Annotated in this window: 28 protein-coding genes and 1 pseudogene; 11 read left to right on the top strand and 18 right to left on the bottom strand. The window is 68.7% G+C overall.

The features are described 5' to 3' along the window. Positions 1–9 precede the first annotated feature (9 nt). Positions 10–1,239 carry an RtcB family protein gene (locus AC6LJ2_RS17455; RefSeq protein ID WP_263910130.1) on the bottom strand — a complete coding sequence of 410 codons (1,230 nt, stop codon included), beginning with the start codon at positions 1,237–1,239 and terminating at the stop codon, positions 10–12. Positions 1,240–1,439: 200 nt separating this feature from the next. Between AC6LJ2_RS17455 and rtcR the strand changes: the two genes are divergently transcribed. Beyond that, complete coding sequence (gene rtcR / locus AC6LJ2_RS17450) at positions 1,440–3,068, top strand: RNA repair transcriptional activator RtcR (RefSeq protein ID WP_263910131.1); 1,629 nt, start codon at positions 1,440–1,442, stop codon at positions 3,066–3,068. 94 nt (positions 3,069–3,162) lie between these two features. Continuing rightward, positions 3,163–3,702 carry an MgtC/SapB family protein gene (locus AC6LJ2_RS17445; protein WP_263910132.1) on the top strand — a complete coding sequence of 180 codons (540 nt, stop codon included), beginning with the start codon at positions 3,163–3,165 and terminating at the stop codon, positions 3,700–3,702. Positions 3,703–3,745: 43 nt separating this feature from the next. On the opposite strand, the gene AC6LJ2_RS17440 is transcribed toward AC6LJ2_RS17445, so the two are convergent. The 3 genes from AC6LJ2_RS17440 to AC6LJ2_RS17430 all read right to left on the bottom strand — a co-directional run bounded on the left by AC6LJ2_RS17440 (position 3,746) and on the right by AC6LJ2_RS17430 (position 6,180). Then, a complete protein-coding gene (locus tag AC6LJ2_RS17440) occupies positions 3,746–4,132 on the bottom strand; it encodes a VOC family protein (RefSeq protein WP_498151810.1) in 387 nt (128 codons plus the stop codon). 95 nt (positions 4,133–4,227) lie between these two features. Beyond that, positions 4,228–5,220 (bottom strand): formylglycine-generating enzyme family protein, encoded by a 993-nt coding sequence (locus AC6LJ2_RS17435; RefSeq protein ID WP_498151809.1) that lies wholly within the window; start codon positions 5,218–5,220, stop codon positions 4,228–4,230. An 81-nt stretch (positions 5,221–5,301) separates the two neighbouring features. Then, positions 5,302–6,180 carry an AraC family transcriptional regulator gene (locus AC6LJ2_RS17430; RefSeq protein WP_263910136.1) on the bottom strand — a complete coding sequence of 293 codons (879 nt, stop codon included), beginning with the start codon at positions 6,178–6,180 and terminating at the stop codon, positions 5,302–5,304. A 116-nt stretch (positions 6,181–6,296) separates the two neighbouring features. Between AC6LJ2_RS17430 and AC6LJ2_RS17425 the strand changes: the two genes are divergently transcribed. Continuing rightward, a complete protein-coding gene (locus AC6LJ2_RS17425) occupies positions 6,297–6,839 on the top strand; it encodes a carboxymuconolactone decarboxylase family protein (protein ID WP_445657373.1) in 543 nt (180 codons plus the stop codon). A gap of 2 nt (positions 6,840–6,841) precedes the next feature. Here the strand turns inward: AC6LJ2_RS17425 and alkB are convergent, their stop codons facing one another. From alkB to AC6LJ2_RS17410, 3 genes are all read right to left on the bottom strand, one after another. Beyond that, on the bottom strand, positions 6,842–7,501 hold the full coding sequence (gene alkB / locus AC6LJ2_RS17420) for a DNA oxidative demethylase AlkB (RefSeq protein WP_498151808.1): 660 nt from the start codon (positions 7,499–7,501) through the stop codon (positions 6,842–6,844). Between the two features lies 1 nt (position 7,502). Beyond that, entirely contained in the window at positions 7,503–8,198 is a 696-nt protein-coding gene (locus AC6LJ2_RS17415) for a 2OG-Fe(II) oxygenase (protein ID WP_263910141.1), read from the bottom strand. Positions 8,199–8,298: 100 nt separating this feature from the next. Continuing rightward, entirely contained in the window at positions 8,299–9,840 is a 1,542-nt protein-coding gene (locus AC6LJ2_RS17410; RefSeq protein WP_498151807.1) for a phospholipase D family protein, read from the bottom strand. A 91-nt stretch (positions 9,841–9,931) separates the two neighbouring features. Between AC6LJ2_RS17410 and AC6LJ2_RS17405 the strand changes: the two genes are divergently transcribed. Both AC6LJ2_RS17405 and AC6LJ2_RS17400 read left to right on the top strand, forming a co-directional pair. After that, positions 9,932–10,519: a helix-turn-helix domain-containing protein gene (locus AC6LJ2_RS17405; protein ID WP_498151806.1), complete on the top strand. Its 588-nt coding sequence runs from the start codon at positions 9,932–9,934 to the stop codon at positions 10,517–10,519. A gap of 9 nt (positions 10,520–10,528) precedes the next feature. Continuing rightward, on the top strand, positions 10,529–11,065 hold the full coding sequence (locus AC6LJ2_RS17400; protein WP_498151805.1) for a GNAT family N-acetyltransferase: 537 nt from the start codon (positions 10,529–10,531) through the stop codon (positions 11,063–11,065). A gap of 94 nt (positions 11,066–11,159) precedes the next feature. On the opposite strand, the gene AC6LJ2_RS17395 is transcribed toward AC6LJ2_RS17400, so the two are convergent. Both AC6LJ2_RS17395 and AC6LJ2_RS17390 read right to left on the bottom strand, forming a co-directional pair. Then, a complete protein-coding gene (locus AC6LJ2_RS17395) occupies positions 11,160–11,492 on the bottom strand; it encodes a hypothetical protein (protein WP_263910149.1) in 333 nt (110 codons plus the stop codon). Between the two features lie 139 nt (positions 11,493–11,631). Next, positions 11,632–12,534 (bottom strand): alpha/beta fold hydrolase, encoded by a 903-nt coding sequence (locus AC6LJ2_RS17390; protein ID WP_263910150.1) that lies wholly within the window; start codon positions 12,532–12,534, stop codon positions 11,632–11,634. Between the two features lie 112 nt (positions 12,535–12,646). Here AC6LJ2_RS17390 and AC6LJ2_RS17385 point away from each other — a divergent pair, with 112 nt between their 5' ends. The 3 genes from AC6LJ2_RS17385 to AC6LJ2_RS17375 all read left to right on the top strand — a co-directional run bounded on the left by AC6LJ2_RS17385 (position 12,647) and on the right by AC6LJ2_RS17375 (position 14,970). Further along, a complete protein-coding gene (locus AC6LJ2_RS17385) occupies positions 12,647–13,534 on the top strand; it encodes a LysR family transcriptional regulator (protein ID WP_263910152.1) in 888 nt (295 codons plus the stop codon). A gap of 173 nt (positions 13,535–13,707) precedes the next feature. Continuing rightward, positions 13,708–13,863 (top strand): hypothetical protein, encoded by a 156-nt coding sequence (locus AC6LJ2_RS17380; protein ID WP_263910153.1) that lies wholly within the window; start codon positions 13,708–13,710, stop codon positions 13,861–13,863. Positions 13,864–14,109: 246 nt separating this feature from the next. After that, a complete protein-coding gene (locus AC6LJ2_RS17375; RefSeq protein ID WP_263910154.1) occupies positions 14,110–14,970 on the top strand; it encodes an SDR family NAD(P)-dependent oxidoreductase in 861 nt (286 codons plus the stop codon). A 13-nt stretch (positions 14,971–14,983) separates the two neighbouring features. On the opposite strand, the gene AC6LJ2_RS17370 is transcribed toward AC6LJ2_RS17375, so the two are convergent. Together AC6LJ2_RS17370 and AC6LJ2_RS17365 are read right to left on the bottom strand one after the other, a co-directional pair. Then, the gene (locus AC6LJ2_RS17370) at positions 14,984–15,754 is read right to left on the bottom strand and encodes a sulfite exporter TauE/SafE family protein (protein ID WP_263910156.1); all 771 of its coding nucleotides are present in this window, start codon (positions 15,752–15,754) and stop codon (positions 14,984–14,986) included. Further along, on the bottom strand, positions 15,751–16,167 hold the full coding sequence (locus AC6LJ2_RS17365) for a sel1 repeat family protein (protein WP_498151804.1): 417 nt from the start codon (positions 16,165–16,167) through the stop codon (positions 15,751–15,753). The genes AC6LJ2_RS17370 and AC6LJ2_RS17365 overlap by 4 nt, the downstream gene beginning before the upstream one ends. A 124-nt stretch (positions 16,168–16,291) precedes the next feature. On the opposite strand from AC6LJ2_RS17365, the gene AC6LJ2_RS17360 reads away from it, so the two are divergent. Then, positions 16,292–17,182: a LysR family transcriptional regulator gene (locus AC6LJ2_RS17360; protein ID WP_263910158.1), complete on the top strand. Its 891-nt coding sequence runs from the start codon at positions 16,292–16,294 to the stop codon at positions 17,180–17,182. A 73-nt stretch (positions 17,183–17,255) separates the two neighbouring features. On the opposite strand, the gene AC6LJ2_RS17355 is transcribed toward AC6LJ2_RS17360, so the two are convergent. After that, positions 17,256–18,608, bottom strand: coding sequence for an MATE family efflux transporter (locus AC6LJ2_RS17355; protein WP_498151828.1), 1,353 nt, complete (start codon positions 18,606–18,608; stop codon positions 17,256–17,258). A gap of 284 nt (positions 18,609–18,892) precedes the next feature. Between AC6LJ2_RS17355 and AC6LJ2_RS17350 the strand changes: the two genes are divergently transcribed. Next, complete coding sequence (locus AC6LJ2_RS17350; RefSeq protein ID WP_263910161.1) at positions 18,893–19,369, top strand: MarR family winged helix-turn-helix transcriptional regulator; 477 nt, start codon at positions 18,893–18,895, stop codon at positions 19,367–19,369. A 7-nt stretch (positions 19,370–19,376) separates the two neighbouring features. Here the strand turns inward: AC6LJ2_RS17350 and AC6LJ2_RS17345 are convergent, their stop codons facing one another. From AC6LJ2_RS17345 to AC6LJ2_RS17320, 6 genes are all read right to left on the bottom strand, one after another. After that, the gene (locus tag AC6LJ2_RS17345) at positions 19,377–20,093 is read right to left on the bottom strand and encodes a phenylalanine--tRNA ligase beta subunit-related protein (RefSeq protein WP_263910162.1); all 717 of its coding nucleotides are present in this window, start codon (positions 20,091–20,093) and stop codon (positions 19,377–19,379) included. 3 nt (positions 20,094–20,096) lie between these two features. After that, entirely contained in the window at positions 20,097–20,987 is an 891-nt protein-coding gene (locus AC6LJ2_RS17340; protein ID WP_498151803.1) for a DMT family transporter, read from the bottom strand. Positions 20,988–21,134: 147 nt separating this feature from the next. Then, positions 21,135–21,929, bottom strand: coding sequence for an AraC family transcriptional regulator (locus tag AC6LJ2_RS17335; RefSeq protein ID WP_498151802.1), 795 nt, complete (start codon positions 21,927–21,929; stop codon positions 21,135–21,137). A gap of 107 nt (positions 21,930–22,036) precedes the next feature. Further along, a complete protein-coding gene (locus AC6LJ2_RS17330; RefSeq protein ID WP_263910166.1) occupies positions 22,037–22,603 on the bottom strand; it encodes a hypothetical protein in 567 nt (188 codons plus the stop codon). Next, positions 22,531–23,070 (bottom strand): hypothetical protein, encoded by a 540-nt coding sequence (locus AC6LJ2_RS17325; RefSeq protein ID WP_445657365.1) that lies wholly within the window; start codon positions 23,068–23,070, stop codon positions 22,531–22,533. Before AC6LJ2_RS17325 ends, AC6LJ2_RS17330 begins: the two co-directional genes overlap by 73 nt. Positions 23,071–23,208: 138 nt before the next feature. After that, positions 23,209–24,168, bottom strand: coding sequence for a LysR substrate-binding domain-containing protein (locus tag AC6LJ2_RS17320; RefSeq protein WP_498151801.1), 960 nt, complete (start codon positions 24,166–24,168; stop codon positions 23,209–23,211). A 106-nt stretch (positions 24,169–24,274) separates the two neighbouring features. Between AC6LJ2_RS17320 and AC6LJ2_RS17315 the strand changes: the two are divergent. After that, positions 24,275–24,674 (top strand): annotated as a pseudogene (locus AC6LJ2_RS17315) (NADP-dependent malic enzyme); the annotation flags it as partial.

Genomic DNA, 24,674 nt, shown 5'->3' with positions numbered 1-24,674 from the left:
CCGGTTTTTTCAACCCTTCACGCACACGATCTGCTTGAGGGTGTAGACCACTTCCACCAGGTCCTGCTGCGCCTGCATCACGGCGTCGATGTCCTTGTACGCCATCGGGATCTCGTCGATCACGTTGGCGTCCTTGCGGCATTCCACGCCCTCGGTCGCGGCCACCTGGTCGGCCACCGTGTACAGCTTCTTGGCCTTGGTGCGGCTCATCTTGCGGCCGGCGCCGTGGCTGCAGCTCATGAAGCTTTCCGGGTTGCCCTTGCCGCGCACGATGTAGCTCTTGGCGCCCATGCTGCCCGGAATGATGCCCAGTTCGCCGGCCTTGGCGCTTACCGCGCCCTTGCGGGTCAGCAGCACCTCTTCGCCGAAGTGGGTTTCGCGGCTGACATAGTTGTGGTGGCAGTTCACCGCTTCCATGTGCGCCTCGAACGGCTTGCCGATCACCGAGCGCGCGGCGCCCACCACGCGATGCATCATCACTTCACGGTTGGCGCGCGCGAACTTCTGCGCCCAGCCCACCGCGCGGACATAGTCGCCGAAGTACTTCGAGCCTTCCTCGAAGTAGGCCAGGTCCTGGTCGGGCAGGTTGCGCTGGTGCTGCTCGGCATCTTTCTTGGCCAGCTCGATGAACATCGTGCCGATGGCGTTGCCGACACCGCGCGACCCCGAGTGCAGCATGAACCACACCGACCCGGCTTCGTCCAGGCACACTTCGATGAAGTGGTTGCCCGTACCCAGCGTGCCCAGGTGCTTGTAGTTGTTGGTGTTGCGCAGGCGCGGGTAGTCCTGGCACAGCGCTTCGAATTCCGGCGACAGGGTGCGCCAGGCGATATCGGCTTCATCGGGCGGCGTTTCCCACGACCCCTGGTCGCGGCCGCTGCGGCGCGGCGAGATGCCGTGCGGCACGGCTTTCTCGATGGCCGTGCGCAGCGGGCCCAGGTTGTCCGGCAGGTCGTTGGCGTGCAGCGTGGTCTTGCACGCCATCATGCCGCAGCCGATATCCACGCCGACGGCGGCCGGAATCACGGCCTTGATGGTCGGAATCACCGAACCCACCGTCGCGCCGATGCCGTAGTGCACGTCGGGCATGGCCGCGATGTGCTTGTAGATGATGGGCAGGCGGGCGGCGTTTTCCAGTTGCTGGAGGGCTTCGCCCTCGACCGGCACGCCTTCGGTCCACATCTTCACGGGAACGCCCTGGGCGACTTGGTGCAGCTTGTACGTCATGTTCTTCTCCATTGCATGGTGAGGGGCGGCGGGCCTTGCGCGCCGCCTGCTTCTCTCTATGCAATCGCCGTGCCAGCTTTTGAAAATAGCCTGCATGAATCTTGCAAGCCTTTGATGTGAAAGGAAATGGTGGCCATTGCGCCAGGGTTGCCAGTCGCAGGGGCTGCCTCTAGAATCCTGATAAGTTATAAATATAGCTAGAAATATAGAAAATGAAACCGATCGTGGTCGTGGGGTTCATCGGCACCCAGCTCGATGCCGGCACGGGGCCTGCCCGTTGGGAAAAGTGGCGCCCCACCGTGGCGCTGACGCAGCACGAAGACCGTGTCATCACCCGCATGGAATTGCTGTACACCGCCCGCCACCGACGGCTGGCCGACCTGATCCAGGCCGACATCGCGGCCGTGTCCCCGGAAACCGTCGTCAACCTGGTCGAAGTCGACCTGGCCGACCCCTGGGACTTTGGCGAGGTCTACCACTGCCTGTACCAATGGGCGCGCGCCTATCCCTTCGATGTCGAGCGCGAAGAATACTGGGCTCACATCACCACCGGTACGCACGTGGTGCAGATCTGCCAGTTCCTGCTGGTGGAATCGCGCGTGTTGCCCGGCGTGCTGGTGCAGACGGCGCCGCCGCGGCGGCAGCGCCCGGGCCAGCCGGGCGACCTGGCGCTGATCGACCTGGACCTGTCGCGCTATGACGTGATTGCCCAGCGCTTTGCCGACGAGCAGCGCGATGCGGTCGACTTCCTCAAGCGCGGCATCGCCACCCGCAACGCCAGGTTCAACGCGCTCATCACCGAGATCGAGCGGGTGGCCCTGCGGTCCCGCGCGCCCATCCTGCTGGCCGGGCCCACCGGCGCCGGCAAGTCGTTCCTGGCGCGGCGCATGTTCGAACTGAAAAAGGCGCGGCACCATATCGCGGGGCCGTTCGTCGAGGTCAACTGCGCCACGCTGCGCGGCGACACGGCCGCGGCGGCCTTGTTCGGCCACAAAAAGGGCGCCTACACCGGCGCGGCGGCCGACCGCGCCGGCTTGCTGCGCACCGCGCACGAAGGCGTGCTGTTCCTGGACGAGATCGGCGAACTGGGCGTGGACGAACAGGCCATGCTGCTCAAGGCCATCGAAGAGCGGCGCTTCTATCCCGTGGGCGCCGACCGCGAGGTCGACAGTGATTTCCAGCTGATCGCCGGCACCAACCGCGACCTGCGGCGCGAGGTCGCGGCGGGGCGCTTTCGCGAAGACCTGTACGCCCGCATCAATATGTGGACCTACGACCTGCCCGGCCTGGCCGCGCGAGCCGAAGACATCGAGCCCAACATCGACCACCTGCTGGCGGCCTACGCCACCGAGCACCATCGGGCCGCGCGCTTCAATGTCGAAGCCCGCCAGGCCTACCTGGCCTTCGCGCAGAGTGCCGAGGCCCCGTGGCGCGGCAACTTTCGCGACCTGTCGTCCAGCATCGCGCGGTTGGCCACATTGGCCGAAGGCGGGCGCATCAGCCTGGAACTGGTAGAGGCCGAGATTTCCCGGCTGCGCTGGCTGTGGCAACGCGACGGGCAGGACGCGGCGGCCACGCCGGCTGCGCCGGACCTGCGGGCGTTGCTGGGCGACGCGCGCGTCGACGCCATGGATCTGTTCGACCAGCTGCAACTGCAAGCGGTGCTGCAGGTCTGCGCCCAGGCCCGCAGCCTGTCGGACGCCGGCCGCAAGTTGTTCCAGGCGTCCCGCGCCGAACGCAGCGTGGTCAATGATGCGGACCGCCTGCGCAAGTACCTGGGCAAGCATGGGCTGCATTGGGACCAGTTGCGGACAGACGCGGCCTGGGTGGCGCCCCTATAGGGCCAGGTCCTTGTCGCTGCTATGCTGGTTCTGGCCGGCGCGGCGATGCCCGGCGCCGCGTCATTCAGCGTTCACCCCTTGCCCGGAGACGGCGATGTCGGAAATCTGGTTGGAAGTCTGGAGCACCCTGCGCAGCGAATTTGCCGACATTCCGGACGTCGGCGAAGCCACGCGCATCGTGCTGCGCCTGGGCATGGCGGTCATCCTGGGCGGCCTGCTGGGCTACGAGCGGGAACGCAGCGGCAAGGCGGCCGGCCTGCGGACCCATATGCTGGTGGCCCTGGGCGCCGCGATCTTCGTGCTGGTGCCGCTGCAGAACGGCATGCAGGTGGGCGACCTGAGCCGGGTGCTGCAGGGCGTCATCGCCGGCATCGGCTTTCTGGGCGCAGGCGCCATCATCAAGCTCAGCAATGAACGCGAGATCCGTGGCCTGACCACGTCGGCCAGCATCTGGATGACGGCCGCCATCGGCGTGGCCGCCGGCATGGGCCGCGAGGCCACCGCCGTGGCCAGTACGCTGATGGCGCTGTTCGTATTGGCGGTGTTGCGGCGGGTCGAAGCCCGCATCGCCGACCGGGGCGCCAGGCGCGTCATCGAAAGCGAAAAGGGCCCCATCGAACGCGACACCGCGTGACGCGCGCCAGGCCGGCCGGTTGCTGCCGGCGGCCTGCACCTGCCTACTTCTTCAATTGCACCAGCACGAACTCGTTGCCGTACAGGTCGATGAAGTGTGCGTAGACGGCGAAATTGTCGTGCACCGGTTCACGCGTGAAGCGCACGCCCCGGGCGACGAAGCGGCCGTGGTCGCGCACGACGTCGTCGGTGTAGAACACGCCCACCGGCTGGCCGCCGGTCTGGTCGCCGACGCGGTCGCGTTGCGCCTGGGTCTGGGCCTGCAACAGCCACACGCCCACCGATGGCTGCTCGGGCAGGCGCAGGTGCACGAAGCGTTGCTGGCCCACGGCCATGTCGACGAACACCTCCATGCCCAGCTTGTCCTGGTAGAAAGAAATGGCGGTGTCGTAATCGTTGACGAGCAGGACGAGACGGCCCAGCGAATGCATGTCAGGACTCTCTTTGTAGTGGTATGTGCGGCTATGCTAACCGCTATACGCCGGGGGCTGTTGTCACCGTCCGCGGTGCGATCGCCGGGCAGGCCTCAGTCGGCCTCGCGCAGCAGCCGGAAACCGACCAGCGGATAGCGTGTTTCGGGGGTATTCCAGTTGCGGTAGGCCGACCGCACGTACAACGCCCAGGTGTGCCACGAGCCGCCGCGGCGCACGCGCACATTGCCGCTGGCCGGGCCCTGCGGGTCGTCCTGGGGCGATTGCGCGTAATAGTCTTCGCCGTACCAGTCGGCCACCCATTCCCAGGCATTGCCATGCATGTCGTACAGCCCGAAGGCATTGGGGGCGTAGCGGGCGACCGGCGCCGTGAAGGTGTGGCCGTCGCTGCGCGGGGCCGCAAAGGCCTGCCACCTGGGCCACAACGGCGCCGCGTCAGCATCGAACGTATTGGCCACGTCCGGCAGGCCCGCCGGGTCGTCGCCGTGTTGATAGCGGGCGCGGCCGCCGGCCCGGGCCGCGTATTCCCATTCGGCTTCGGTGGGCAGGCGGTAGACGCGGCCTTCCTGCTGGCTGAGCCAGCGTGCCAGGGCGGTGGCATCGTTCCAGCTGACGTTGACCACGGGGTGCTCATCCGTCTGGGCAAAGCCGGGGTTGCGCCACGAATAGCGGGTATCGCGGCCTTCGAAGGCGTCACCGCGTTCGGTCTTGTCGGGATCGTAGGCGGCGTTGTAGCCGTAGCCGCCGGTGCCGTCGGCCTCGGATTCGGGCACGTAGCCGGACGCCTCGATGAAGCGGCGGAACTGGCCCACCGTGACCTCGGTGCGTTCAAGATAGAACGGCCGGGTGATGCGAACCGTGTGCACCGGGGCTTCGTCGAACAACTGCGTGAAGCGCTCTTTCGGGTAGTGGGGAAAGTCGCGCGCCAGGGCATCGGCGGTTTCGTCGCTGCCCATCTGGAAGGTGCCGGCAGGCACATGCACGAAGGTCATGCCCAGCGAGTTTTCGACCAGGGCAGGAGGTTCGGCGGACCAGGCCGGCACGGCGGCCAGCGTACAGAGCAATGCCAGGGCGATGGGAAGGCGCATGACGGGCCGCAAGGAAGGAAAGGGCAGATAGTAGGCCCGCGGCATCGGCGCCGCCAGCCCTGGGGAACCCTCACTCGGGAACTACTGAGCAGGCGCCGCCGCCGGGGTTTCCAGCCATTCACGCGGCGACACGCCCAGCTTGCGGCTGAAGGCCCGCGACAGGGCCGAGGCATTGGCGTAGCCCAGTTCCGCGGCAATCGCCTTGACCGGGCGGCCGTCGCGCAGCCGAGCCTGGGTCAGCGCCAGACGCCAGTCGGCCAGGTAGTCGGCCGGCGGCTGGCCGACCGCCGCCTTGAACGCCGCAGCAAAGGCGCTGCGCGACATGCCCGCCTGGCCGGCCAGGTCGGCCAGGGTCCAGGGCGCGCCAGGTGCCTGGTGCATGGCCACCAGGGCGCGGGCCAGCCGGGGGTCGGCCAGCCCTGTCATCAACCCGGCCTGGATGCCGGCTTCGCTGGGGTGGTCGATCAGCCAGCGCAGCAGCTGGATCAGCACCACTTCGAACAGCCTGTCGGCCAGCAGGCGCTGGCCGCAGCGCACGGATTCGGTTTCGGCGAACAGCAGCGCCAGCGCCTGCTCCAGCCCCTGCACGCGGGCCAGCGGCAGCGCGATCAGGGCAGGCAGCGCGCGCACCAGCGGGTTGCGCGCGCCACCGTCGAAATCCAGCGTGGCGCAGGTGAAGTCGGATCCATCCTGCGGCGGGTTGTGGAAATCGTGCCGCACCGGCCGCGGGTAGAACAGCAGCGTCGGTTCGGTCAGGGCCAGCCGCCGCGGCAGGCCCGCGCCCACCGGGTGCCGCACTTCCATCTGGCCGCGCCGCAGCACGTGCAGGAAACCGCGGCCGGTTTCGGGTGCAAAGCGGGTCAGCCCGCACATCGCGCCGCTGTGGAACAGCCGGGCGCGGGCGCGGAACTGCTCCAGCAGGGCGGACAGGCGGTCGACCGGGGCTGATGGCTCGGACATGGACGAATGGATATGTTTTGTGGACGCAAGGTATCCAATGCTACTGCGGAAAGCGGAATACTGGGTTCCAGCCCACAGCCATTCCGGCCCGGCCCTTTCATTCAAAGGAAACGCTCATGTCCCGCATTCCTCTCGTCGATGCCACGTCCGCCCCGGCTGCCAGCCGGGACATCCTGCGCCAGATCCATGGCGCGTTCGGCGCCACGCCCAACATGTTTCGCGCGGTGGCCAACTCGCCCGCCGCCCTGCAAAGCCTGTGGGCCGCGTTCGGCGCCCTGGGCGGCGGCGTGCTGCCCGCGCAACTGGGCGAGAAGGTTGCCGTGGCCGTGGCCGACAGCAACCGCTGCGAATACTGCCTGGCCGCGCATACGGCGCTGGGCCGGAAAGCCGGCGCCAGCGCCGAACAGATGGCCGCCGCGCAAGCCGGCCGCGCCGACGACCCGCAGACGGCGGCGGCGCTGGACTTCGCGCTGAAGCTGGTGCGCGATCGCGGCCAGTTGCGCGATGCGGACGTCGCCGCGCTGCGCCAGGCCGGCTTTGACGACGGCCAGATCGTCGAGCTGCTGGCGCACGTGGCGCTGAACCTGTTCACCAACTACGTCAACGTGGCGTTCGACGTGCCGGTGGACTTTCCGAAGGTGGCGCTGCGCGCGGCCTGAATTCAGCCGGCCCGGCGGATCGTGAAGTTGATCCGCCGGCTGCCCAGCAGTGGATGCGGATGATCTTTCAACGGCATCACGCCATGAAAGCGCAGCCGGTCCACGCCACCCCAGACGACCACGTCGCCATGGAACAGCGGCACGCGGCGGGCCTTGTCCGCGCGGTCGTGGCCGCCGAACAGGAACACCGCCGGCATGCCCAGCGAGACCGACACGATCGGCGAGCCGTAGTCGCGCTCGTCCTTGTCCTGGTGCAGCGACAGGCGCGAACCGGGTTCGTAGCGGTTGACCAGGCAGGCGTCCGGCGTGAAGCCGGGAAAGCCCGCCTGGTCAGCGGCGCGCCGCGCCAGGTCGTCGAAGGCAGCGGGCATGTCGGGCCAGGGCTGGCCCGACAACGGGTCGTTGCGGCTGTAGCGGTAGCCATGCGCGTCTGTCGTCCAGCCATAGCGGCCGCAGTTGGTCAGGGCCACCGACATGGTGTAGCCGCCCGGCGTGACCATGTTGCGAAACGGCGCCTGGGCCGTCACGGCATCCACGCCGGCCAGCAGCGCCGCCGCATCGGGCAGCGCGTAGCCGCGCAGCACCACCGATTGCTCGCCCAGCATTTCACGGCCCGATTGCGCGGTGTCGTCGTCGCCGAACAGATCCAGGGTAGGGCTCATGTCAGGTCGCATCATGGAAGATCACGCCCAGCGTATGGCGCCGGCCTTCGCGCAGGGCGCTGACGCCATGGCGCATGGCCACCCGGCGCCAGCCGCGCGCGCCGGCGACCGGGCGCTGGTTCACGGTGAAGACCAGCGCATCGCCCTGTTGCAGCGGCAGCACTTCGGCGCGTTGGCCATGGCTGTCGGTTTCGGTCATGACGAATTCGCCGCCGGTGAAGTCCTCGCCCGGCTGCGACAGCAGCACGGCCACCTGCAGCGGAAACACGTGTTCGCCGTACAGGTCCTGGTGCAGGCAGTTGTAGTCACCCGGGCCATATTGCAGGATCAGCGGCGTGGGCCGACGCTGGCCGGCCTGGTGGCAGCGCGCCAGGAACGCGGCGTGGTCGTCCGGGTATTGCACGGCAATGCCCATCTGCCGGTTCCAGCGGTTGGCGATGGGCGCCAGGCGCGGGTACAGGGCGGTGCGCAGGTTGTGCAGCAGCCGCGGCAGCGGATAGGCGAAGTACTTGTATTCTCCCCGGCCGAAGCCATGGCGGCTCATGACGATGCGGCTGCGGTAGCGTTCATCGTCGGCATAAGCGGCGGCCAGCGCCTGGCACTGCGCGGGCGTCAACAGACCTGCCGCCACGGCGTGGCCGTGGGCGTCCAGGTCGGCGGTGATGCGGGTCCAGTCCAGGGTGTCCAGCTTGCTCATGGTGGCGACGGCAAAGGGCGATGCGGCAGAGTCGGGATGGGGTTCAGTCTACGCCGCGGCGACAGGCGCGGCACTCCGCAAGTTGCCTTCGTGGCGGGGGCTACAGCAGCGATTCGATCGGCAGCAGCGACATGAACCACACCGAAAAGCGCTTCCATGCGGTGGTGCCGGGTTCGGTGTCATGGCGGATGGTCTTGCCATCGCGCTGCTCCAGCCAATAGAGCGCACCCTTGTCGTCCAGGCAGACCCGGTAGGCGGTGCGCGGGATGTCGTTGTCGAAGGCCTCGGCGATGTGGCGCGCCAGCGTCGGGCTGTCGATCACGAAGCCCAGTTCGGTATTCAACCGTGCCGAGCGCGGGTCGAAATTGAACGAGCCCACGAACACGCTGCGTCCGTCCACCGCGAAGGTCTTGGCATGCAGACTGGAACCGGAACTGCCGAACGGCCCCAGGCTCTTGTTGCGCTCGGCGCCCGCCTGGCGCTTCATCTCGAACAGCTCGACGCCGCCGGCCAGCAGGTCGCGGCGGCGCGAGGCATAGCCGGAATGCACCACGGCCACGTCGGTGGCTTCCAGCGCATTGGTCAGCACGCGCACCTTCACCCCGCTCTGCGCCAGTTTCACGAAGGCCTCGGTGCCGCTGGCCGTGGGCACGAAATAGGGCGACACCAGTTCCACGTCCACCTTGGGCGCGCCGACGATCTCGTGCAACTGGTGCGGCAGCATGGCTTCGGGCGGCGCCGTGCCCAGCGTCTTGCGCGGGTCGTCGCTGACCATGCGGGTGTCGGCCCATTCCAGCGTCAATTCGCCGCGCAGCAGTTGCTGGATGAACGGCAGCTTGCGCATGGCCTCGGCGTAGGCCGCGGCCTCGGGAGATTTTTCGACCATGTTGGCAGAACGCGCCAACTCGGCCAGCGCACCGGGAGCGGCCGGCTTGAGCAGCCGGTCCACCGGGTAGGCCGATTCGCTGGCCCAGTAGCGGTCGAAGTCGGTCGACACGTCGTTGACGGCGGCGCCGATGGCCAGCACGTCCAGGTCGGTGAACAGCACGCCGTTGGCGGCGCCGAAATACTCGTCGCCAATGTTGCGGCCGCCGACGATGGTGGCCTGGTTGTCGGCCGTGAACGACTTGTTGTGCATGCGCCGGTTCAGGCGCCGGAAGTCGGTCAGGTAGCCGACGAACTTGGGCCAGCGCACCACGAACGGGTTGTACAGGCGCACTTCGATGTTGGGGTGTGCGTCCAGCGCCGCCAGCACCTTGTCCAGTCCGGCGGTGCCGTTGTCGTCCAGCAGCAGGCGCACGCGCACGCCGCGGTCGGCGGCCTCGTGCAGCGCTTCGAGCAGCATGGTGCCCGTCATGTCGTCGTGCCAGATGTAGTACTGCACGTCCAGGCTGCGCTGGGCGGCGCGCGCGAGCATCATGCGCGCGGCAAACGCGTCGTAGGCATCGGCCAGTGGGTGGATACCCGATTTGCCCGGGTGTTCGGCAGCCAGCGGCGCAATGGCGCGGCCCAGCGCGGTATCGCGGGAGGCTTCCGGGGTGAGCGCCTGCGAGGCGTTGCGAGCGTCCAGGGGCGGCAGGCTGCAGCCCGTCAGGAAGCCAAGGCACAGGACGGTCAGGGAGACGAATCGGGCGGTATGCATACGCCGTATTGTGCCGAATTGTCGACAAGGCAGCCGGAGCAGGGAAAGACAGGGCTTGACGGTTTTCCGTATTTGAGAGAAATTCTCTAATATGGAAAATTCATCAAGCCTGGGCACTTCGCCCCAAGACCCTGACCTGGACCAGCGCCTGGCCGGCCGCCTGAAGGCATTGCGCCTGGCGCGCGGTTGGTCGCTGGACGAACTGGCCGGCCGCGCCGGCGTCAGCCGCGCCACGCTGTCGCGCCTGGAAAACGCCGAAGTCAGCCCCACCGCCAACGTGCTGGGCAAGCTGTGCGGCGCCTATGGCCTGACCATGTCGCGGCTGATGCGCATGGTCGAGGACGATTTTGCGCCGCTGGTACCGGCCGCCGCGCAGGCGCTGTGGGTCGACGACAGCACCGGCTTCACGCGCCGGTCGGTGTCGCCGCCATCGCAGAAGCTGGCTGGCGAAGTGCTGGCCTGCGAGCTGGCCGCCGATGCCCATATCCGTTACGACCAGGCGCCGCGCGCCGGCATGGAACACCATCTGGTGATGCTGGAAGGCGAACTCTCCCTGACCGTCGACGGCCAGGCCTACACCCTGGCGCCGGGCGACTGCCTGCGCTATCAGCTGCAAGGCGCCAGCGCTTTCGATACTCCGCCGCACTGCGGCGCCCGTTACCTGCTCTTCATTGTCTGAGAACCCGTCATGTCCATTGCCACGCTTGAATACATTCGCCCTTCCGCGGACCAGGCCCGCGACCTTCTGCCCGGCTTGGGCGCGTTGCTGCAGGCCTGCGTGCAGGACGGCGCCAGCGTCAGTTTCGTGCTGCCCTATACGCAGGAAGACGCGCAGGCCTTCTGGCGTGACAAGGTGCTGCCGTCGCTGGCGGCGGGCAAGGCGTCGCTGCTGGTGGCCATGCAGGACGGCCGCGTAGCCGGTTCGGTGCAGCTCGATTGCGATACGCCGCCCAACCAGCCGCACCGCGCCGAGATCCGCAAGCTGCTGGTGCACCCGGACTTCCGGCGGCGCGGCATCGCGCGGCGCCTGATGCAGGACGCGGAAAAGCTGGCGGTGGAACTGGGCCGCAGCCTGATCACGCTGGACACCCGCACGGGGGACAGCGCCGAGCCGCTGTACGGCTCGCTGGGCTATGTGACGGTGGGGGTGATACCGGGATTCGCCCGCGATGTGCGGGATCCGTCCAAGCTGGACGGCACGACCATCATGTACAAGGCGGTGTAGCCAGGTCTGCGTGCGCGGTGTGGCCCGGCGTCTGCCGGGCAGGCATTGCGCGCCTTGAGCGGCCGCGCGAGACGGCCGCCAGGCGCCGGGGCGATCAGGCCAGCGGCTTGATGCCCACGCTGTAGGGCGGCGCATTGCCGCGGGCGGGGGCCTTGATCTTCAGCATCGAGCCGCCGGGCGTGTACTCGAATTCCTGGAAGGGCACTTCAAACCACTGGTGAAAGCTGGTGCGCGAGAACTCGGGCACCCAGACCTTGGGGCGCTTGGCGTCGCAATGGAATTCGACCAGCGTGCAGTCGATGTTCAGCGGGCGGGTATTGCCGATGCGGTAGCTGACGCGCAGGTCGGCGCCTTCGGTGCTGCCGGGGCGCCAGGTCAGGCCGACCGATTCCATGAAGTGTTCAATCGCCTCAATGCCGCGATACATAGCTGACTCCGAATGCTGTCGGGCAGAGGCGCCCGAGAAAAAAACCGCCGGCGTTGCGGCGGGAAACATCCGGGATTATCCGTCATTCGCCGTTTTCCTGCCGGGCCGGGCTCGACTGTCGGCCGTGCGGACGGGGAAATCAACGAGCGGCGGGCAGCGCGGCGCAGAACTTCAGGATGGCGTCGGACACGGCCTGCGGCGCTTCACGCTGCGGGAAATGGCCTACGCCGTCCAGCACCCGCCGCTCGTATCCGCCGGTGAAATAGTGTGCCCGACCTTCGGATGTGGCCGGCAGGTTGCAGGTGTCCGCGCTCCCGTGCAGCACCAGCGTGGGTACTGCCAACCGCGGCGCGGGCGTCAACTGCGCGTTGTCGCCCGCATAGGCGGGGTCGCCGGCTTCGAAACCCCAGCGGTGGCGATAGGAATGCAGCACGACGTTGGCCCAGTCGGGGTTGTCGAAGGCGCGCGCCGCCTCGGCGAATTCCGCCTCGGCATACCAGCCGGCGGGGGACCAGGTATCCCACATATATCGCGCGAACGCAGGCCCATCATTGCGCACCGTATCCGCGCCGCGAGGCGTTGCCATGAGCCAGTGGTACCAATAATTGCGGGCCTGGGGCAGCGGCAATGCCTGCGACGGGTCGTTGGTGCCGTACCCGACGGACAGCAATGCCAGGTGCGAGGCCACGGCCGGCTGCAGGCCGCAGGCGTTGGCGGCGGCGCGTGCGCCCCAGTCATGGCCCACCAGAAGCGGCCGCATCAGCCCCAGCGCCGCTATGAAATCCAGCAGGTCGCGGCCCAGCGCGGCCAGTTCGCCGCTGCGTGGCGTGGCCGCGTCCAGAAAGCGCGTGGCGCTGAAGCCTCGCAGTGCCGGGCACAGCACCCGGTATCCTTCGGCCGCCAGGCGCTGCGCCACCGTGCGCCAGCTTTCGGGGCTGTCCGGCCAGCCGTGAAGCAGCACGGCGGTGCGTGCGCCGGCGGGGTTCCATTCCAGGTAGGCGATGTCCAGTCGCGGGGTGCGGATCGTGGCGTAGGGGGCCATGGCATTGCATCCTTGCAGTAGCGGGAAGCCTTACGATAGCGGCGCGCATGGTCATGATTGGTGAATAATCAGTGTGTATTATCAACAAATCATGTATTGCGGAATCGACTCCATGGATACCTTGGCCGAACCGACCGGCGCCGTGCTTGACCTGACCCTGCTGCGCACTTTCCTGGAAGTGGTGGACAACGGCGGCTTTGCGCTGGCGGCCGACGCGCTGGCGCTCACGCCCTCGGCGGTCAGCGGCCATATCAAGCGCCTGGAAATGGTGGCCGGTTCCGTGCTGCTCGAACGCACCACCCGCAGCTTCGAGCTCACCGCGGCCGGCGAAACGCTGTACGCGTATGCGCGCAACATCGTCGACCTGGAACGCGAGGCGCGCGCCCGCCTGAGCGGTGCGCGTCTGAAAGGGCGGCTGCGCATCGGCTCGTCGGAAGATTTTGCCGGCGCCTGGCTGGCCGAAGTGCTGCAAGCGTTCCACCGCGCCCATCCCGAGGCCTCGATCGAATTGAAGGTCGGCGTTACGGCAGACCTGCTGCGTCAGCAGGCGCGCGGCAAGCTCGACGTGGTGTTTGGCAAGCAATGCGCGCGGGTGCAGGACGAGGGCGAACTGTTGTGGGAAGAAGAGCTGGTCTGGGCCTGGGCCGAAGACAAGCCCTGGAAGTCAGGGCCTCAGGTGCCGCTGGCGGTGTTTCCGGAACCTTGTGTGTATCGCGAGGCGGCCATCGGCGCGCTGGGCGCGGCGCGCCGCGCCTGGCTGCCCGCCTTTGAAAGCGCCAGCATGGCGGGCTGCCTGGCCGCCGCGCAGGCAGGCTTTGCCGTGGCCCCGGTGGCGCGCAGCCAGTTGCGCCAGGGCCTGCGCGCGCTATCGCGCGAAGACGGCATGCCGGCGCTGCCCAATGCGCGCTTCTACGCCTTCCTGCGCTCGGCCGAACCGGCGGTGCAGTCGCTGGTCGCGGCGGTGCGCCAGACGGGGCAGCGACGCCGTTTTGCACGGTGAGTGTCCTGCGTCCAGTTTTTCGCCGGATTGCGCGGCCTTAAGTTGCCTCAATCGCCGCGATTGACACAAGCAAATGGACGCGCGGCGCCGCCGTCAGCAAGATGGACCCCTATGTCTTATATAAGACCGACGCAGCCGCCGCCGGTCCGGGCATGTGAATCAAAGGAGTCATCATGGCAAATTTCCTGCTTGCATTGGTCACCGCTGAACTTTCCCTCTTTGGCGTCGACGCCGCGGCTGCGCCTGCACCCGCCGCCGTCACCGACGCGCCGCCCGCGGATTCCGCGCCGCGATTCGACAGCGAGCACTATCGCAGCGCGTTGGGCTGAACCCGCACCGCGCCGGGTGGCAGGGCGCCAAGCCGCCGCCTGGCCGCGGCGATGCCGCACCGCCACGGTGGCCGTGCCGGCAAGCCTGTAGAAATAGGCAGGTTTCACGCAAGAACGAGCCTGTACGCTGCCCCGTGCGATTCTTAATATCCCTCTCACGCTTGGGGTCGATGGGTTCCGCGTGAATCGATGGGCATGGGCGGGTTGCCGGCGTGTTGCCGGCTGCCGCAAGTAGAGGGAGATCGCATGAGCACCGAAAAAATCTGGTTTGTGACGGACGCGTCCAGCGGCCTGGGCCTGGCATTGGTCAGGATGCTGCTCGACCAGGGCCACAAGGTGGCGGCCACGTCGCGCGACGTCGACGCCTTGCTCGACGCGGTGGATGCCAAGCTGGAAGGCCGCTTCCTGCCGCTGGCCGTGGACCTGGCCGACGCGCGCAGCGTGCACCGCGCGGTCGACACCGCCATCGCGGGTTTCGGCCGCATCGACGTGGTGGTCAACAACGCCGCCTGCAGCCTGGCGGGACCGCTGGAAACGCTGTCGGACGGTGAGTTGCGCGATACCTTCGATATCAATGTGTTCGGCGTGCTGAACGTGGTGCGCGCGGTGATGCCGCGCCTGCGGGCACAGCGGGCGGGCCACGTGTTCAATGTGTCGTCGATCCTGGGGTTTGATGGCGGCTACGCGGGGTGGGGCGCCTACAGCGCCACCAAGTTCGCCGTCAGCGGCCTGAGCGAGGCCCTGGCTGCCGAAGCCGCGCCGTATGGCGTGCGGGTGTCGGTGGTGTATCCGGGCGCGATGCACGGTCAGGCGGCGGGCGCGCCGCAAGCGAGCCATCCCGAAGCCGGGCGCACCGACCTGTCGGGCATCGCCGCGCCGGCCGGGGATCCGGTCAAGGCGGCGCGCGCCCTGATCCAGGCCGCGCAGGCGCAATACGCGCCCCTGCACCTGTTCCTGGGCCGCGATGCCTTCGACCAGGCACGCGCCAAGATCCAATCGGTGCAGCAGGAGCTGGCGCGTTGGCGCGAGATGTCGGTGTCGATCGGTTTTGTGGACGAGCGCAGGGCGGACGAACGGCGCAGGGACGAGCGCCGCCTGGCGGCCTGATGCGCCGCGGCGTCTACCCGGCCAGGCCCTGCGCCGCCTGGTAGGCGCCCAACAGCGCCAGGCTCACCATGAAGCACAGCTTGAAGGTGCGCGCCGACAGCCGGTCGCGCAGCCACTGCCCCAGCGCCATGCCGCCCAGCGCAGGCAGCAGCATCAGCACTGACGCGCCTGCGGCGGCCGGCGAGTAGCTGCCGGTCAGCCACAGCCCGGCCGCCAGCGCCACCGTGGACACCGTGAAGGAAATGCCCATGGCCTGGATCAGGCCGTCCTTGCCCAGGTTCAGCGCCTGCAGGAACGGCACGGCGGGAATCACGAACACGCCCGTGGCCGCCGTGATGACGCCGGTGATGGCGCCCACCGCCACGCCCCATGCGCCTTCGTGGCGCGCAGGGACGGCGGGCGGCGTGCCGAACAGCCCCCAGGCCGCATAGGCCACCAGCGCTGCGCCCAGGCAGACGCTGGCCCAGTGGCCCGAGGGCGCGCCCAGCCACAGCGCGCCGGCAATCGTGCCGACGCACACGCCGACCTGCATGCCGGCAATGCGGCGCAGCACCGGCATCAAGGTCGGCCAGGGCCGCGCCTGCCACAGGTTGGTGATCAGCGACGGCACGATCAGCAGCGCCGCCGCCTGCGCCGGCGCCATCACCAGCGCCAGCAGCGCCATGGAGATGGTGGGCAGGCCCAGCCCCACCACGCCCTTCACCACGCCTGCCAGGATAAAAACGGCTACCGTCGCGGCCAGCAGCGCCGGCGTGCCGCCGGCCATCCCGTCGTACGGATTCATGCGGCCTCGCAGTGGGCGGTCAGCGCATCGCGCGGGCGGCCGAACAGCGCGTAGGCCACGTCGTCGGCGTTGTCCTGCCCTTGCCGGGCGGCGCGCAACAGCCACTGGCGGCCCTCGCACAGATCGGTGGGCTGGACGCCGCCGTACAGGGCAGGACCGCCCAGCAGCGCGATGCCCAGCATGCGCTGGGCCGGCGCGTGGCCGTCGCGCGCCGCGGCGCGCAGCCAGGCCAGCATGGCGGGATAGTCGCCCTGGGTCTGGGCCTCCAGCGCCAGCGCGTATTTCTGTACCGGGGTCGTATAGGTCGACAGCCCGGCCGGGGCTTCGGCCCGGCCTGAGGAATGCAGGGCCAGGGCCGTCAGCAAGGCCAAGGGCCACAGGGCCAGTTGATGTCGCAGCATCTGGATTTTCATGGAAATCTCCCTTCATCGAGGATGAATGGGCAGATTCTGCACCCGGGCCTGCGTAACGCCGTATCGGGATCTCGCGTACCTGGCCTATGGAACAGCCTGAGCCTGCCGTGCTACGCTTTTTTGCATGCGCTTCGATCTGACCGACCTACGCCTGTTCCTGAATGTGCAGGAGACCGGCTCCATCACGGCGGGCGCGCGCCGTTCGCACATGACCCTGGCGTCCGCCAGCGAACGCATCCGCGGCATGGAAGACACGCTGGGCGTGCCGCTGCTGCTGCGCGAACATCGTGGCGTGCAGGCCACGCCCGCCGGCCGCACGCTGGCCCATCACGCCCGCCTGGTGCTGGCGCAGATGGATCGCATGCGCGGCGAACTGGACCACTACGGCCAGGGGCTCAAGGGCCACGTGCGGGTGCTGTGCAACACCACCGCGCTCAGCGAATACCTGCCGCAGGTGCTGGGCGAATTCCTCAAGGACCACCCGCGCGTGTCGGTGGACCTGGAAGAACGCCTCAGCTACGAAATCGCCGACGCCCTGCGCGCCGGTACCTGCGATATCGGCGTGCTGGCCGATTCCACCGACCTCCATGGCTTGCAGGTGCTGCGCTTTCGGCATGACCCGCTGGCGCTGGTGGTGCCGGCGGGCCATCCCTTGGCCGGACGCCAGACCGTGACCCTGGCCGAGGTGGCGGACGAGGAATTCGTCGGCCTGGTGCAAGGCAGCGCCTTGCAGGAACACATTGCGCACCATGCGCGCCGCAGCGGCAAGGTGCTGTCGTATCGGGTGCGCCTGCGCAGCTTCGACGCCGTATGCCGGATGGTGGGGCTTGGGGTGGGGGTGGCAATCATGCCGCGGGTGGCGGCCGTGCGGCATGGCCGCGCGGCCGGCGTGCGGCGCGTGGCGCTGGTGGACGATTGGGCGGTGCGCGACCTGGTGCTGTGCGTGCGCGGGGAACTGCCGGCGTATGCGCAACAGTTGGTGGCCTACGCGCTGCGCGACGCGCCCAAGTCGTAGCGCGTATCCTGCCACGTCATGGCGCGGCCCTGCCGCTTGGCGGGATACCGGCCAAGCCGGCGCCGCGCCACGGCTAACGCGCCGCCAGCCCCGGCTTGCGCAGATGCCCGGGCTCGAACCACGACCCCGACGCGACCGCGCCCAGGATGATCAGGCCGTACAGGCACATGGCCGCCGCCGCGATGGCGAAGAACACCGTCAGCGATCCGGTGAAATGCAAGGCGGCGCCGCCCAGGCCCGCGCCGATCAGCAGCCGCAGGAATCCCGCCAGCAACGGCCACTTCAAGCGCCCCGCGCCCTGCGAGGCAAAATACATCGAAAAGCCCAGCGCGAAAAATCCATACAGCGGTCCGACGATGCGCAAGTAGGCCGCGCCCGCTTCCAGCATGTGGTCCTGGGCGCCGAACAGCCGCAACCAGGCTTCGGGGAAAAATGCCGCCGCCAGGCCGATGATCTCGGCCAGCACGAAGGCCATGGCGCCGCCCGTCAACGCGATGCGCAACGCGCGTTCGGGCTGGCCGGCGCCGATGTTGGACCCCACCATCGCGACCATCGGCGCGCCCAGGCCGAAGGCCAGCGGAATCATCAGATACTCCAGCCGCACCGCGATGCCGTAGCCGGCCACTGCCGCGGTGCCGGCGTAGGCGCCGACCAGCGCGGCGGTCAGCGCCACCAGGCCGTTGGTCAGCAAGGGGTTCAGCGTCGCCAGCGCGCCCACGCTGAGGATGCTGCGCAGCAGGCTCAGGTGCAGCCGGCTGCGCGTCAGGCGCGCGGCGTTGCGGCCGCTCAGGCAATAGCCGCCCAGCACCAGCGTGCCCACCGCGTAGTAGGTCACCAGCGCCCAGCCGCCGCCCGCCACGCCCAATGCGGGAAATGGGCCCCAGCCGAAGATCAGGCAGGGCGACAGCGGCACCAGCAGCAGCGCGCCGCCGCAGATCACCGCGCCCGGCACCAACATGTTGCCGGTGCCGCGGATGACGCTGGCAAAGGCATTCATCAGCCACATCAGCACGATGCCGCCGAAGATCACGTTGGAGTACGCCAGCGCCGCGTCCAGCGCGGCGCCATCGGCGCCCAGCGCGCGATACAGCTGCGGGCCGAACACCAGCAGCAGCACGCAGAACACCGCGCCCAGCGCCGCATTCAGCACCACCGCGTGCAGCACCAGCTGGTCGGCCTCTTGCTGGCGGCCCGCGCCCAGCGTGCGCGCCACCGCCGCCGAGATGCCGCCGCCCATCGCGCCCTGCGACATGTTCTGCATCAGCATCAGCACCGGCACCACCAGCGCCACCCCGGCCAGCACCGGCGTGCCCAGCCGCGCCAGGAACCAGGTTTCGATCAAGCCGGTGGCCGACTGTGCCAGCATCATCAGGATGTTGGGCCAGGCCAGCCGGGCCAGCGTGGGGGCAATGGGGGCGTGCAGCATCGCCTGCAGGCGCGCGTTGGCGGGGCGGGGCGTGGGCGCGGCGGGGATGGCGGACATGGGGACGGGAAGGCCATAAGGGGAGCGTGCGGAAAATTTACGTGCATATGCCAATATCTGTCAAGAATGGGCTAGACTCCAGTCCGGCGTGGAAGTAGCGTAATGGACCGGGCCCGCCTGGCGCGGTCGCGACCCGCCGCCTGTTCAGGTCCCTGCGCATTGCCGCGGGCGCTTTCCACCGCTTGCGCTGCCGTCATTCCCGCTCAACCAAGTCGTCCGAAGCCACCATGTCCGACGCCGAACCCTTCGCCTCCACCATCCCCCAGGACCCGCTGATCTGCAACGGCGCCGCCCTGCGCAAGGCCACCCGCCGCGTCTCGCAGCTCTACGACACGGTGCTGGCCCCTTGCGGCCTCAAGGTCTCGCAGCATTCGATCCTGGTGCACATCGCGCGCGCCGGCACGCCGTCCATGACCGACCTGGCGCGCGCCATGGTGCTGGACCGCTCGGCGCTGGCGCACAACCTCAAACCGCTCGAACGCGACGGCTATGTCAGCATGGCGCGCGACGAACGCGACGGCCGCAGCCGCCGGGTCGCGCTGACTGACGCGGGCCGCGCCAAGCTGGCCGAGTCCAGGCGCCTGTGGAAAGACGCGCAGCAGCGTTTCGAGGCCGCTTATGGCGCCGAGCGCGCCGCCGCCCTGCGGCATTCGCTGGCCGACATTTTTTCGGATGAATTCGCCCTGGCGTTCAGCCGCGGTTGAAGGCAACTTACTCCGGCTTCGCGGCGTCCCGCCGGACCTCAAAAGCCGGCGACTGCGCCGTCAGCAACGCGTGGCGCAACGGCGGCTGCCAAAGGTCCGCCAGCGCTGTGTGCAATTCCTGCACCAGCCGCGCCACATCATCGGCCGCGCTCGCGTGCAGGGCCTCGGCCACGATCAGCACGTCGCGCGTGTCGTCGCGCACGGCCGACAGCCCGCTTTGCCGGTTGGTCCAGCGCCGGGCATGGGCGCGGCCTTCCGGGTCGGCGTAGGTCACTTCGCCGGGCTCGGGATGTTCCGTTTCGCCGCCGAACGTCAGGTAGGTTTCGGTGCCATCGGCGGGACGGACTTCCAGCGCGGATCCGACCTGTCTCAAGTCCAGCACCGCGACCGGGATCGCGTATGCCATCGACACGGCATTGCACAAGTCGATCAGTGGGTGCAGCGGCGGCGGCGCGCCGTCCTTGCGCAGGCGCCGCAGCAGCGCTTCCGAGGCGCAGCGGTACTGCGTGGGCTTGACGCCCATGCTGGCAAAGGCGCGCCGCCAGGCCTGGATCTCGGGCAGGTCGGATTCACTGCCTTGCGCCAGCCGCGCGCGGGCCCGCGCGATGAAGGGTTCGGCATGAGCGGCGACGGACGCTTGCGCGTGGACGCCGCGCAGGTGCAGCACGCCGGCGGACAACTGCGGGTAATCGCGCCAGATGGCGCTTGCATGGCGGAACAGCATGGCTTACCTCGTGACGGCGGCGGGCTTGCGTGCCCCACCCAGGATGAAGACGGCGCCCAGCACGCAGGCCATGCCCCAGAACTGGCTGGCCGACAGGCTTTCGCCCAGCAACGCGGCCGCCAGCAGCACGGCCGATACCGGCGCAATAGCGGTGAATAGCGCGGCGTCCGATCCGGGCACACGGGCAGCCCCCGCGTACCACAGCAGGAACCCGCCCACCGTCGGCACCAGCGCGTAATAGGCTACCGCGATCAACGCGTCGGCGGAAACCGCCAGGGTCCAGGGCGCTTCCACCAGGCTGGCCGGCACGCACACCGCCAGGCCGATGGCGCACAGGAGGGTCGACAGCGCCAAGGGCGGCACCGGCGAGCGCAGGCGCTTGTGCAGCAGGATGAACAGCCCTTCGCAAAGCACCGCGCCCAGCACCAGCGCGTTGCCGGCCAGGGAGCCCGCCCTGTCCGCCGCGCCGCTGCGCGTCATCAGCCAGACGCCGGCTGCCGCCGCGCCAATCGCCAGCAGGGTGGCCCGGCCAGGCCGTTCGCCCAGCACCACGATGGCGATGCCGGCCGACACCAGGGGCAGGGTGCCCAGGATCACCCCGGCGTCCACCGCGGACGTGCGCTGCAGGCCCGCGATCAGCAAGGTGGTGTAGCCCACGCTGCCGGCAATGGCCTGCGCCGTCAGCAGCAGCCAGTCGCGCCATTGCAGGCGCGGCAGCCGTGTGCCGGTCAGGCGCCATAGCAGCGCGAAGCAAGGCAATGCCGCGGCGAAGCGCAACGCCGTGGCGGTGAACGGCGGCAGCCCGGCGGCGATGATCTTGCTGGCCACCACCGTGCTGCCCACCAGCGCCATGGCCGCGGCCAGGCAGGCGTGGCCCTGCAAAGTTCTGTTCATGAAGTGCGGCTGTGTTCAACGAGAACCGCAGCGTAGACGCCAGCGCGCGGCGCGGTCTTGAACGAAATTGCAGGGCCGCCCAGGTCTGTTCGACGGGTCCGCCGCGCGTAGCGGGGCGTCCCCCGGGCCGCGGCCGCCTGCGGTGATTCAGCGCGCGACCGCCTGCGCGTAGCGCCCTGGCGACACCCCATAGGCGCGCGCGAACAGCCGGGTCATGTGGCTCTGGTCGGCAAAGCCTGCCGCGGCGGCTGCCTCGGCCAGCGCCGTGCCCTGGCGCAGCAGGCTGCGCGCCAGGAGCAGGCGCCGCTGCAATTGATAGGCGTGCGGCGTCATGCCCGTGGCGCGGCTGAACGCGCGCAGCACCTGGAAGCGGCTCAGGCCGCTGGCATGGGCCAGATCGGCCAGCGACAGCACCGCGGCGGGCGCATCGTCGATCAGGCCGATGGCATGGCGAATGGCGGCGGGCGCGCCGGCCTCGCGCACCGGGAGGGCGCGCCCGCCCGCGCGCGCCAGAATCCGCCGCAGCAGCGCATCGCACGCCAGGGGCGAGGCAGGCGAGATGGCCTGCGCATACAGGGCCTGCACGTCCGCGGCCAGCGCAGGGGCGTCCAGGACGGGGTGTTCGAAGGCAAACTCGCCGCTGCGCGGCAGGCCCTCTGCCGCATCCGCGACCACGGCGGGGTCCAGGTACAGCATCTGCCAGGCTCGTTCGCCGCCGATGGGCGCGCCATCGTGCACTTCGCCGGGGTTGACCGTGATGACTTGTCCCGGGCCGGCCTCGACTTGTCCGCGGCCGCTGTGCGAGACCTGCGCGCCGTGGCACATCACGCCGATGCCGAACTGGTCGTGGGTATGCCGTGCGAAGGTGCGTCCGCTGCGCGCGGCCACCGCCTGCACGCCCGCCAGGGCGCTGCGCGGCATGACGAACTGGCTGTGGGGCATGGGCGGTCCGGATAACAGGGGCGAACGTGCAGTATCGCCGCGCGGCAAGTCCGGGATCAAGCGAGCGCGCTGGGGGGGGGGGGCGGCCTGGGGCCGTCCGGCCCGGGTTATTGCAGGCCGTCCCAGCGCGTCACGGCCGGCTCGGCGGCGGCCCATTTCCATTGCCCGGCCGGCTGCCGGCAGATCTGGCTCACGTAGGCCTGCGCCGCCGTCTTGTCTGCCGTCACGGTGAACAGCACTTCGCGGCAACGCGCCAGCGGCGTGTCGATCTCGCGCAGCACCTGGATGCTGCCTTGTTCATTGCCGAACGGCAGCCAGCGGCGGATCTGCCACTGGCGCACCTGGCCGGGGTCCAGCTGGCCGGCGGCGTTGGCCATGACGTTCTGCTGGTCGTTCTTCCATTCGCGCATGACGTACTTGACGCTGGCATCGACCGCCGCCTGCACGCCGACGCCGATGGCGAAGCCGGCCACCGGATTGGCGGTGGCGGCACCGCTGGCCGTGCCCACGATGGCGCCGGTGGCGCTGCCGATGGACGAACTCTGGCACCCGGCCAGGCCCAGCGTCGCAGCGATCGTCAGCAGGGCGATGCCGACCGGCCTCACTGCAATGCCCCCCAGCGGGCCGTCGCCGGTTCGGCGCTGGCCCAGCGCCAGGTCTCGCCGTCGCGGCATATCGTGGTGACGTAGAACGCTCGTTGCGGATCGGTCTGCGGTTTTTCGGCGGGCGTGTCGATCGAAAACACGACCTCTTTGCATTGCAGGTCGTCATTGCCCATGAGCCGGCTGATGGCCACCTGCCCCTGGGCGTCACGGTCAAGCGGCAATTGATGCTCGACGCTCCAGGGCGCCACATCGCCGACCGCCAGGGGGCCGGCTGCGCGTGCGATGGCGTCTTGTTCTTCGCCGCGCGTTTTGCGTTGGGCATAGGCCAGGGCCGCCTTCGCACCGGCCTGCACGCCCAAGCCGATGCCGGTGGCGACGGTGGCGTTGTCGGTGATCTGGTTGGCGATGGCGGCGCCGGCAATGCCCGCGCCGGCACCGGTACCTTCGGATAGCAGCGAATTGCAGCCTGACAGTGTGCCGGTACAAAGCGTGGCAAGCGCCACGCACCGCAGAAACAAACGTTGACGGGTGAACACTGCTACAGGCCTCCTGGAATGCTATGCGCGGGGCAGTATAGGAGTGCAGCAGGGCCGGGTTGACGAGTCTTTACAGTTCTTGATGAATCGCTGGCTACGGATACCAAATGTATTGCTATGCGTACATAAATGTATCCATTAGCGTCCTGCGCGATCGAACACCTCGCGTAGCGCGGCGGCAAACAGCGCGTCGACATTGCGACGCAGGCCGTCGGCGCGGGTGAACAATGAAATGGGCGGCAGGGTCCAGTCGAACGAATAGGGCACGATCGCCGCGCCGGCGATGCGCACCAGCTCATCGGCGATGTCGGCCGGCAGGATGGACACGGCGCGGTCGCTGGCCACGATCATCTCGCCGATCAGCTTGGACGAATCGCTTTGCACCGATGGCGTCGGCGGTGCCAGCCCGGCGCGCAGGAAAATGTCGGCGACTTGCTCGCGGATCGGGCTGTCCGGCGTGCCCAGAATCCAGTCCAGGTCGGCCAGCATGTTCCATTCCAGCCGCGTGCGGCCCAGCCGCGCGGCCAGGCGGCGGCTGGCGATCAGGCGCGGCGGCTGGTGGTACAGCACCTCGAAATCGATCTGGCGCAGGTCCACCGACGGCGTGGCCCAGCCCACCACCACGTCCAGCGTGTGGTCGCGCAGTTGGCGCAGCAGCGCCGGCCCCTGGCCCTCGTGGATGGTGGCGGTAATGCCGCGCCCCTGCGGCACGGTGCGGGCGATGGCCGCTGACAGCATCTGCCCCGACACGAACGGAATCACGCCGATGTGCAGGTGGGCGGCATGGCCGGCGGCCACGGCTTCCATTTCCTGCACCAGGTGGCCCAGGTCGTGCACCAGGGCGCGGGCACGGGCCAGCACCACCGCGCCCAGCGGCGTGGGCGTCATGCCGCGTACCGAGCGTTCGAACAGCGGCACGTCGAACATGCTTTCCAGCTCGGCCAGCGCATTGGTCACGGCCGGCTGGCTCGTGGCCATGTGCTCGGCCACCCGCGTCAGCGAACCGTGCTGCTCGATCTGCAGCAGCAGCATCAGGTGCCGCATCTTCAGCCGCGAGGTCAGTTTCCGGATAACCTCGTCCGGGGAAAACGGCGTCATAGACAAGCCATAATGAAAAGGTGATGTGACAATATTAAATCTGAATGATCGCCTTATGTCTTCGGCCCTAGAATTTTCCCTATTCAAGACGAGGAGGCGCCGCCCCATGAATTCGCAATCCGACCGCCAGGCCGCTCTGGACTATCACGAGTTTCCCACCCCGGGAAAGATCTCCGTCGTGGCGTCCAAGCCGCTGACCAACCAGCGTGACCTGGCCCTGGCGTACTCGCCGGGCGTGGCGGCGGCCTGCGAGGAAATCGTGGCGGATCCGGCCAACGTGTTCCGTTACACCGGCCGCGGCAACCTGGTGGGCGTGATCACCAACGGCACCGCGGTGCTGGGCCTGGGCAACATCGGCGCGTTGGCTTCCAAGCCGGTCATGGAAGGCAAGGCGGTGCTGTTCAAGAAGTTCGCCGGCCTGGACGTGTTCGACATCGAAATCAACGAAACCGACCCGGACAAGCTGGTCGAGATCATTGCCGGCCTGGAAGCCACCTTCGGCGGCA

The organism is Achromobacter sp. 1014246743 (genome assembly GCF_059760725.1).
The sequence above is the reverse complement of the archived record's forward strand: the minus strand, read 5'-3'. Positions and strand labels throughout refer to the sequence as shown.

Bases quoted from the DNA above. Each gene is read 5' to 3' on its own strand.
- AC6LJ2_RS17335 (WP_498151802.1), bottom strand. From the start codon at position 21,929: ATGCCCCACAGCCAGTTCGTCATGCCGCGCAGCGCCCTGGCGGGCGTG.
- AC6LJ2_RS17390 (WP_263910150.1), bottom strand. From the start codon at position 12,534: ATGGCCCCCTACGCCACGATCCGCACCCCGCGACTGGACATCGCCTAC.
- rtcR (WP_263910131.1), top strand. From the start codon at position 1,440: ATGAAACCGATCGTGGTCGTGGGGTTCATCGGCACCCAGCTCGATGCC.
- AC6LJ2_RS17425 (WP_445657373.1), top strand. From the start codon at position 6,297: ATGTCCCGCATTCCTCTCGTCGATGCCACGTCCGCCCCGGCTGCCAGC.
- alkB (WP_498151808.1), bottom strand. From the start codon at position 7,501: ATGAGCCCTACCCTGGATCTGTTCGGCGACGACGACACCGCGCAATCG.
- AC6LJ2_RS17405 (WP_498151806.1), top strand. From the start codon at position 9,932: ATGGAAAATTCATCAAGCCTGGGCACTTCGCCCCAAGACCCTGACCTG.
- AC6LJ2_RS17430 (WP_263910136.1), bottom strand. From the start codon at position 6,180: ATGTCCGAGCCATCAGCCCCGGTCGACCGCCTGTCCGCCCTGCTGGAG.
- AC6LJ2_RS17435 (WP_498151809.1), bottom strand. From the start codon at position 5,220: ATGCGCCTTCCCATCGCCCTGGCATTGCTCTGTACGCTGGCCGCCGTG.
- AC6LJ2_RS17445 (WP_263910132.1), top strand. From the start codon at position 3,163: ATGTCGGAAATCTGGTTGGAAGTCTGGAGCACCCTGCGCAGCGAATTT.
- AC6LJ2_RS17370 (WP_263910156.1), bottom strand. From the start codon at position 15,754: ATGAATCCGTACGACGGGATGGCCGGCGGCACGCCGGCGCTGCTGGCC.
- AC6LJ2_RS17355 (WP_498151828.1), bottom strand. From the start codon at position 18,608: ATGCTGCACGCCCCCATTGCCCCCACGCTGGCCCGGCTGGCCTGGCCC.
- AC6LJ2_RS17455 (WP_263910130.1), bottom strand. From the start codon at position 1,239: ATGGAGAAGAACATGACGTACAAGCTGCACCAAGTCGCCCAGGGCGTT.
- AC6LJ2_RS17320 (WP_498151801.1), bottom strand. From the start codon at position 24,168: ATGACGCCGTTTTCCCCGGACGAGGTTATCCGGAAACTGACCTCGCGG.
- AC6LJ2_RS17345 (WP_263910162.1), bottom strand. From the start codon at position 20,093: ATGCTGTTCCGCCATGCAAGCGCCATCTGGCGCGATTACCCGCAGTTG.
- AC6LJ2_RS17380 (WP_263910153.1), top strand. From the start codon at position 13,708: ATGGCAAATTTCCTGCTTGCATTGGTCACCGCTGAACTTTCCCTCTTT.
- AC6LJ2_RS17440 (WP_498151810.1), bottom strand. From the start codon at position 4,132: ATGCATTCGCTGGGCCGTCTCGTCCTGCTCGTCAACGATTACGACACC.
- AC6LJ2_RS17365 (WP_498151804.1), bottom strand. From the start codon at position 16,167: ATGAAAATCCAGATGCTGCGACATCAACTGGCCCTGTGGCCCTTGGCC.
- AC6LJ2_RS17350 (WP_263910161.1), top strand. From the start codon at position 18,893: ATGTCCGACGCCGAACCCTTCGCCTCCACCATCCCCCAGGACCCGCTG.
- AC6LJ2_RS17375 (WP_263910154.1), top strand. From the start codon at position 14,110: ATGAGCACCGAAAAAATCTGGTTTGTGACGGACGCGTCCAGCGGCCTG.
- AC6LJ2_RS17400 (WP_498151805.1), top strand. From the start codon at position 10,529: ATGTCCATTGCCACGCTTGAATACATTCGCCCTTCCGCGGACCAGGCC.
- AC6LJ2_RS17330 (WP_263910166.1), bottom strand. From the start codon at position 22,603: ATGCCGCGACGGCGAGACCTGGCGCTGGGCCAGCGCCGAACCGGCGAC.
- AC6LJ2_RS17410 (WP_498151807.1), bottom strand. From the start codon at position 9,840: ATGCATACCGCCCGATTCGTCTCCCTGACCGTCCTGTGCCTTGGCTTC.
- AC6LJ2_RS17340 (WP_498151803.1), bottom strand. From the start codon at position 20,987: ATGAACAGAACTTTGCAGGGCCACGCCTGCCTGGCCGCGGCCATGGCG.
- AC6LJ2_RS17395 (WP_263910149.1), bottom strand. From the start codon at position 11,492: ATGTATCGCGGCATTGAGGCGATTGAACACTTCATGGAATCGGTCGGC.
- AC6LJ2_RS17385 (WP_263910152.1), top strand. From the start codon at position 12,647: ATGGATACCTTGGCCGAACCGACCGGCGCCGTGCTTGACCTGACCCTG.
- AC6LJ2_RS17415 (WP_263910141.1), bottom strand. From the start codon at position 8,198: ATGAGCAAGCTGGACACCCTGGACTGGACCCGCATCACCGCCGACCTG.
- AC6LJ2_RS17360 (WP_263910158.1), top strand. From the start codon at position 16,292: ATGCGCTTCGATCTGACCGACCTACGCCTGTTCCTGAATGTGCAGGAG.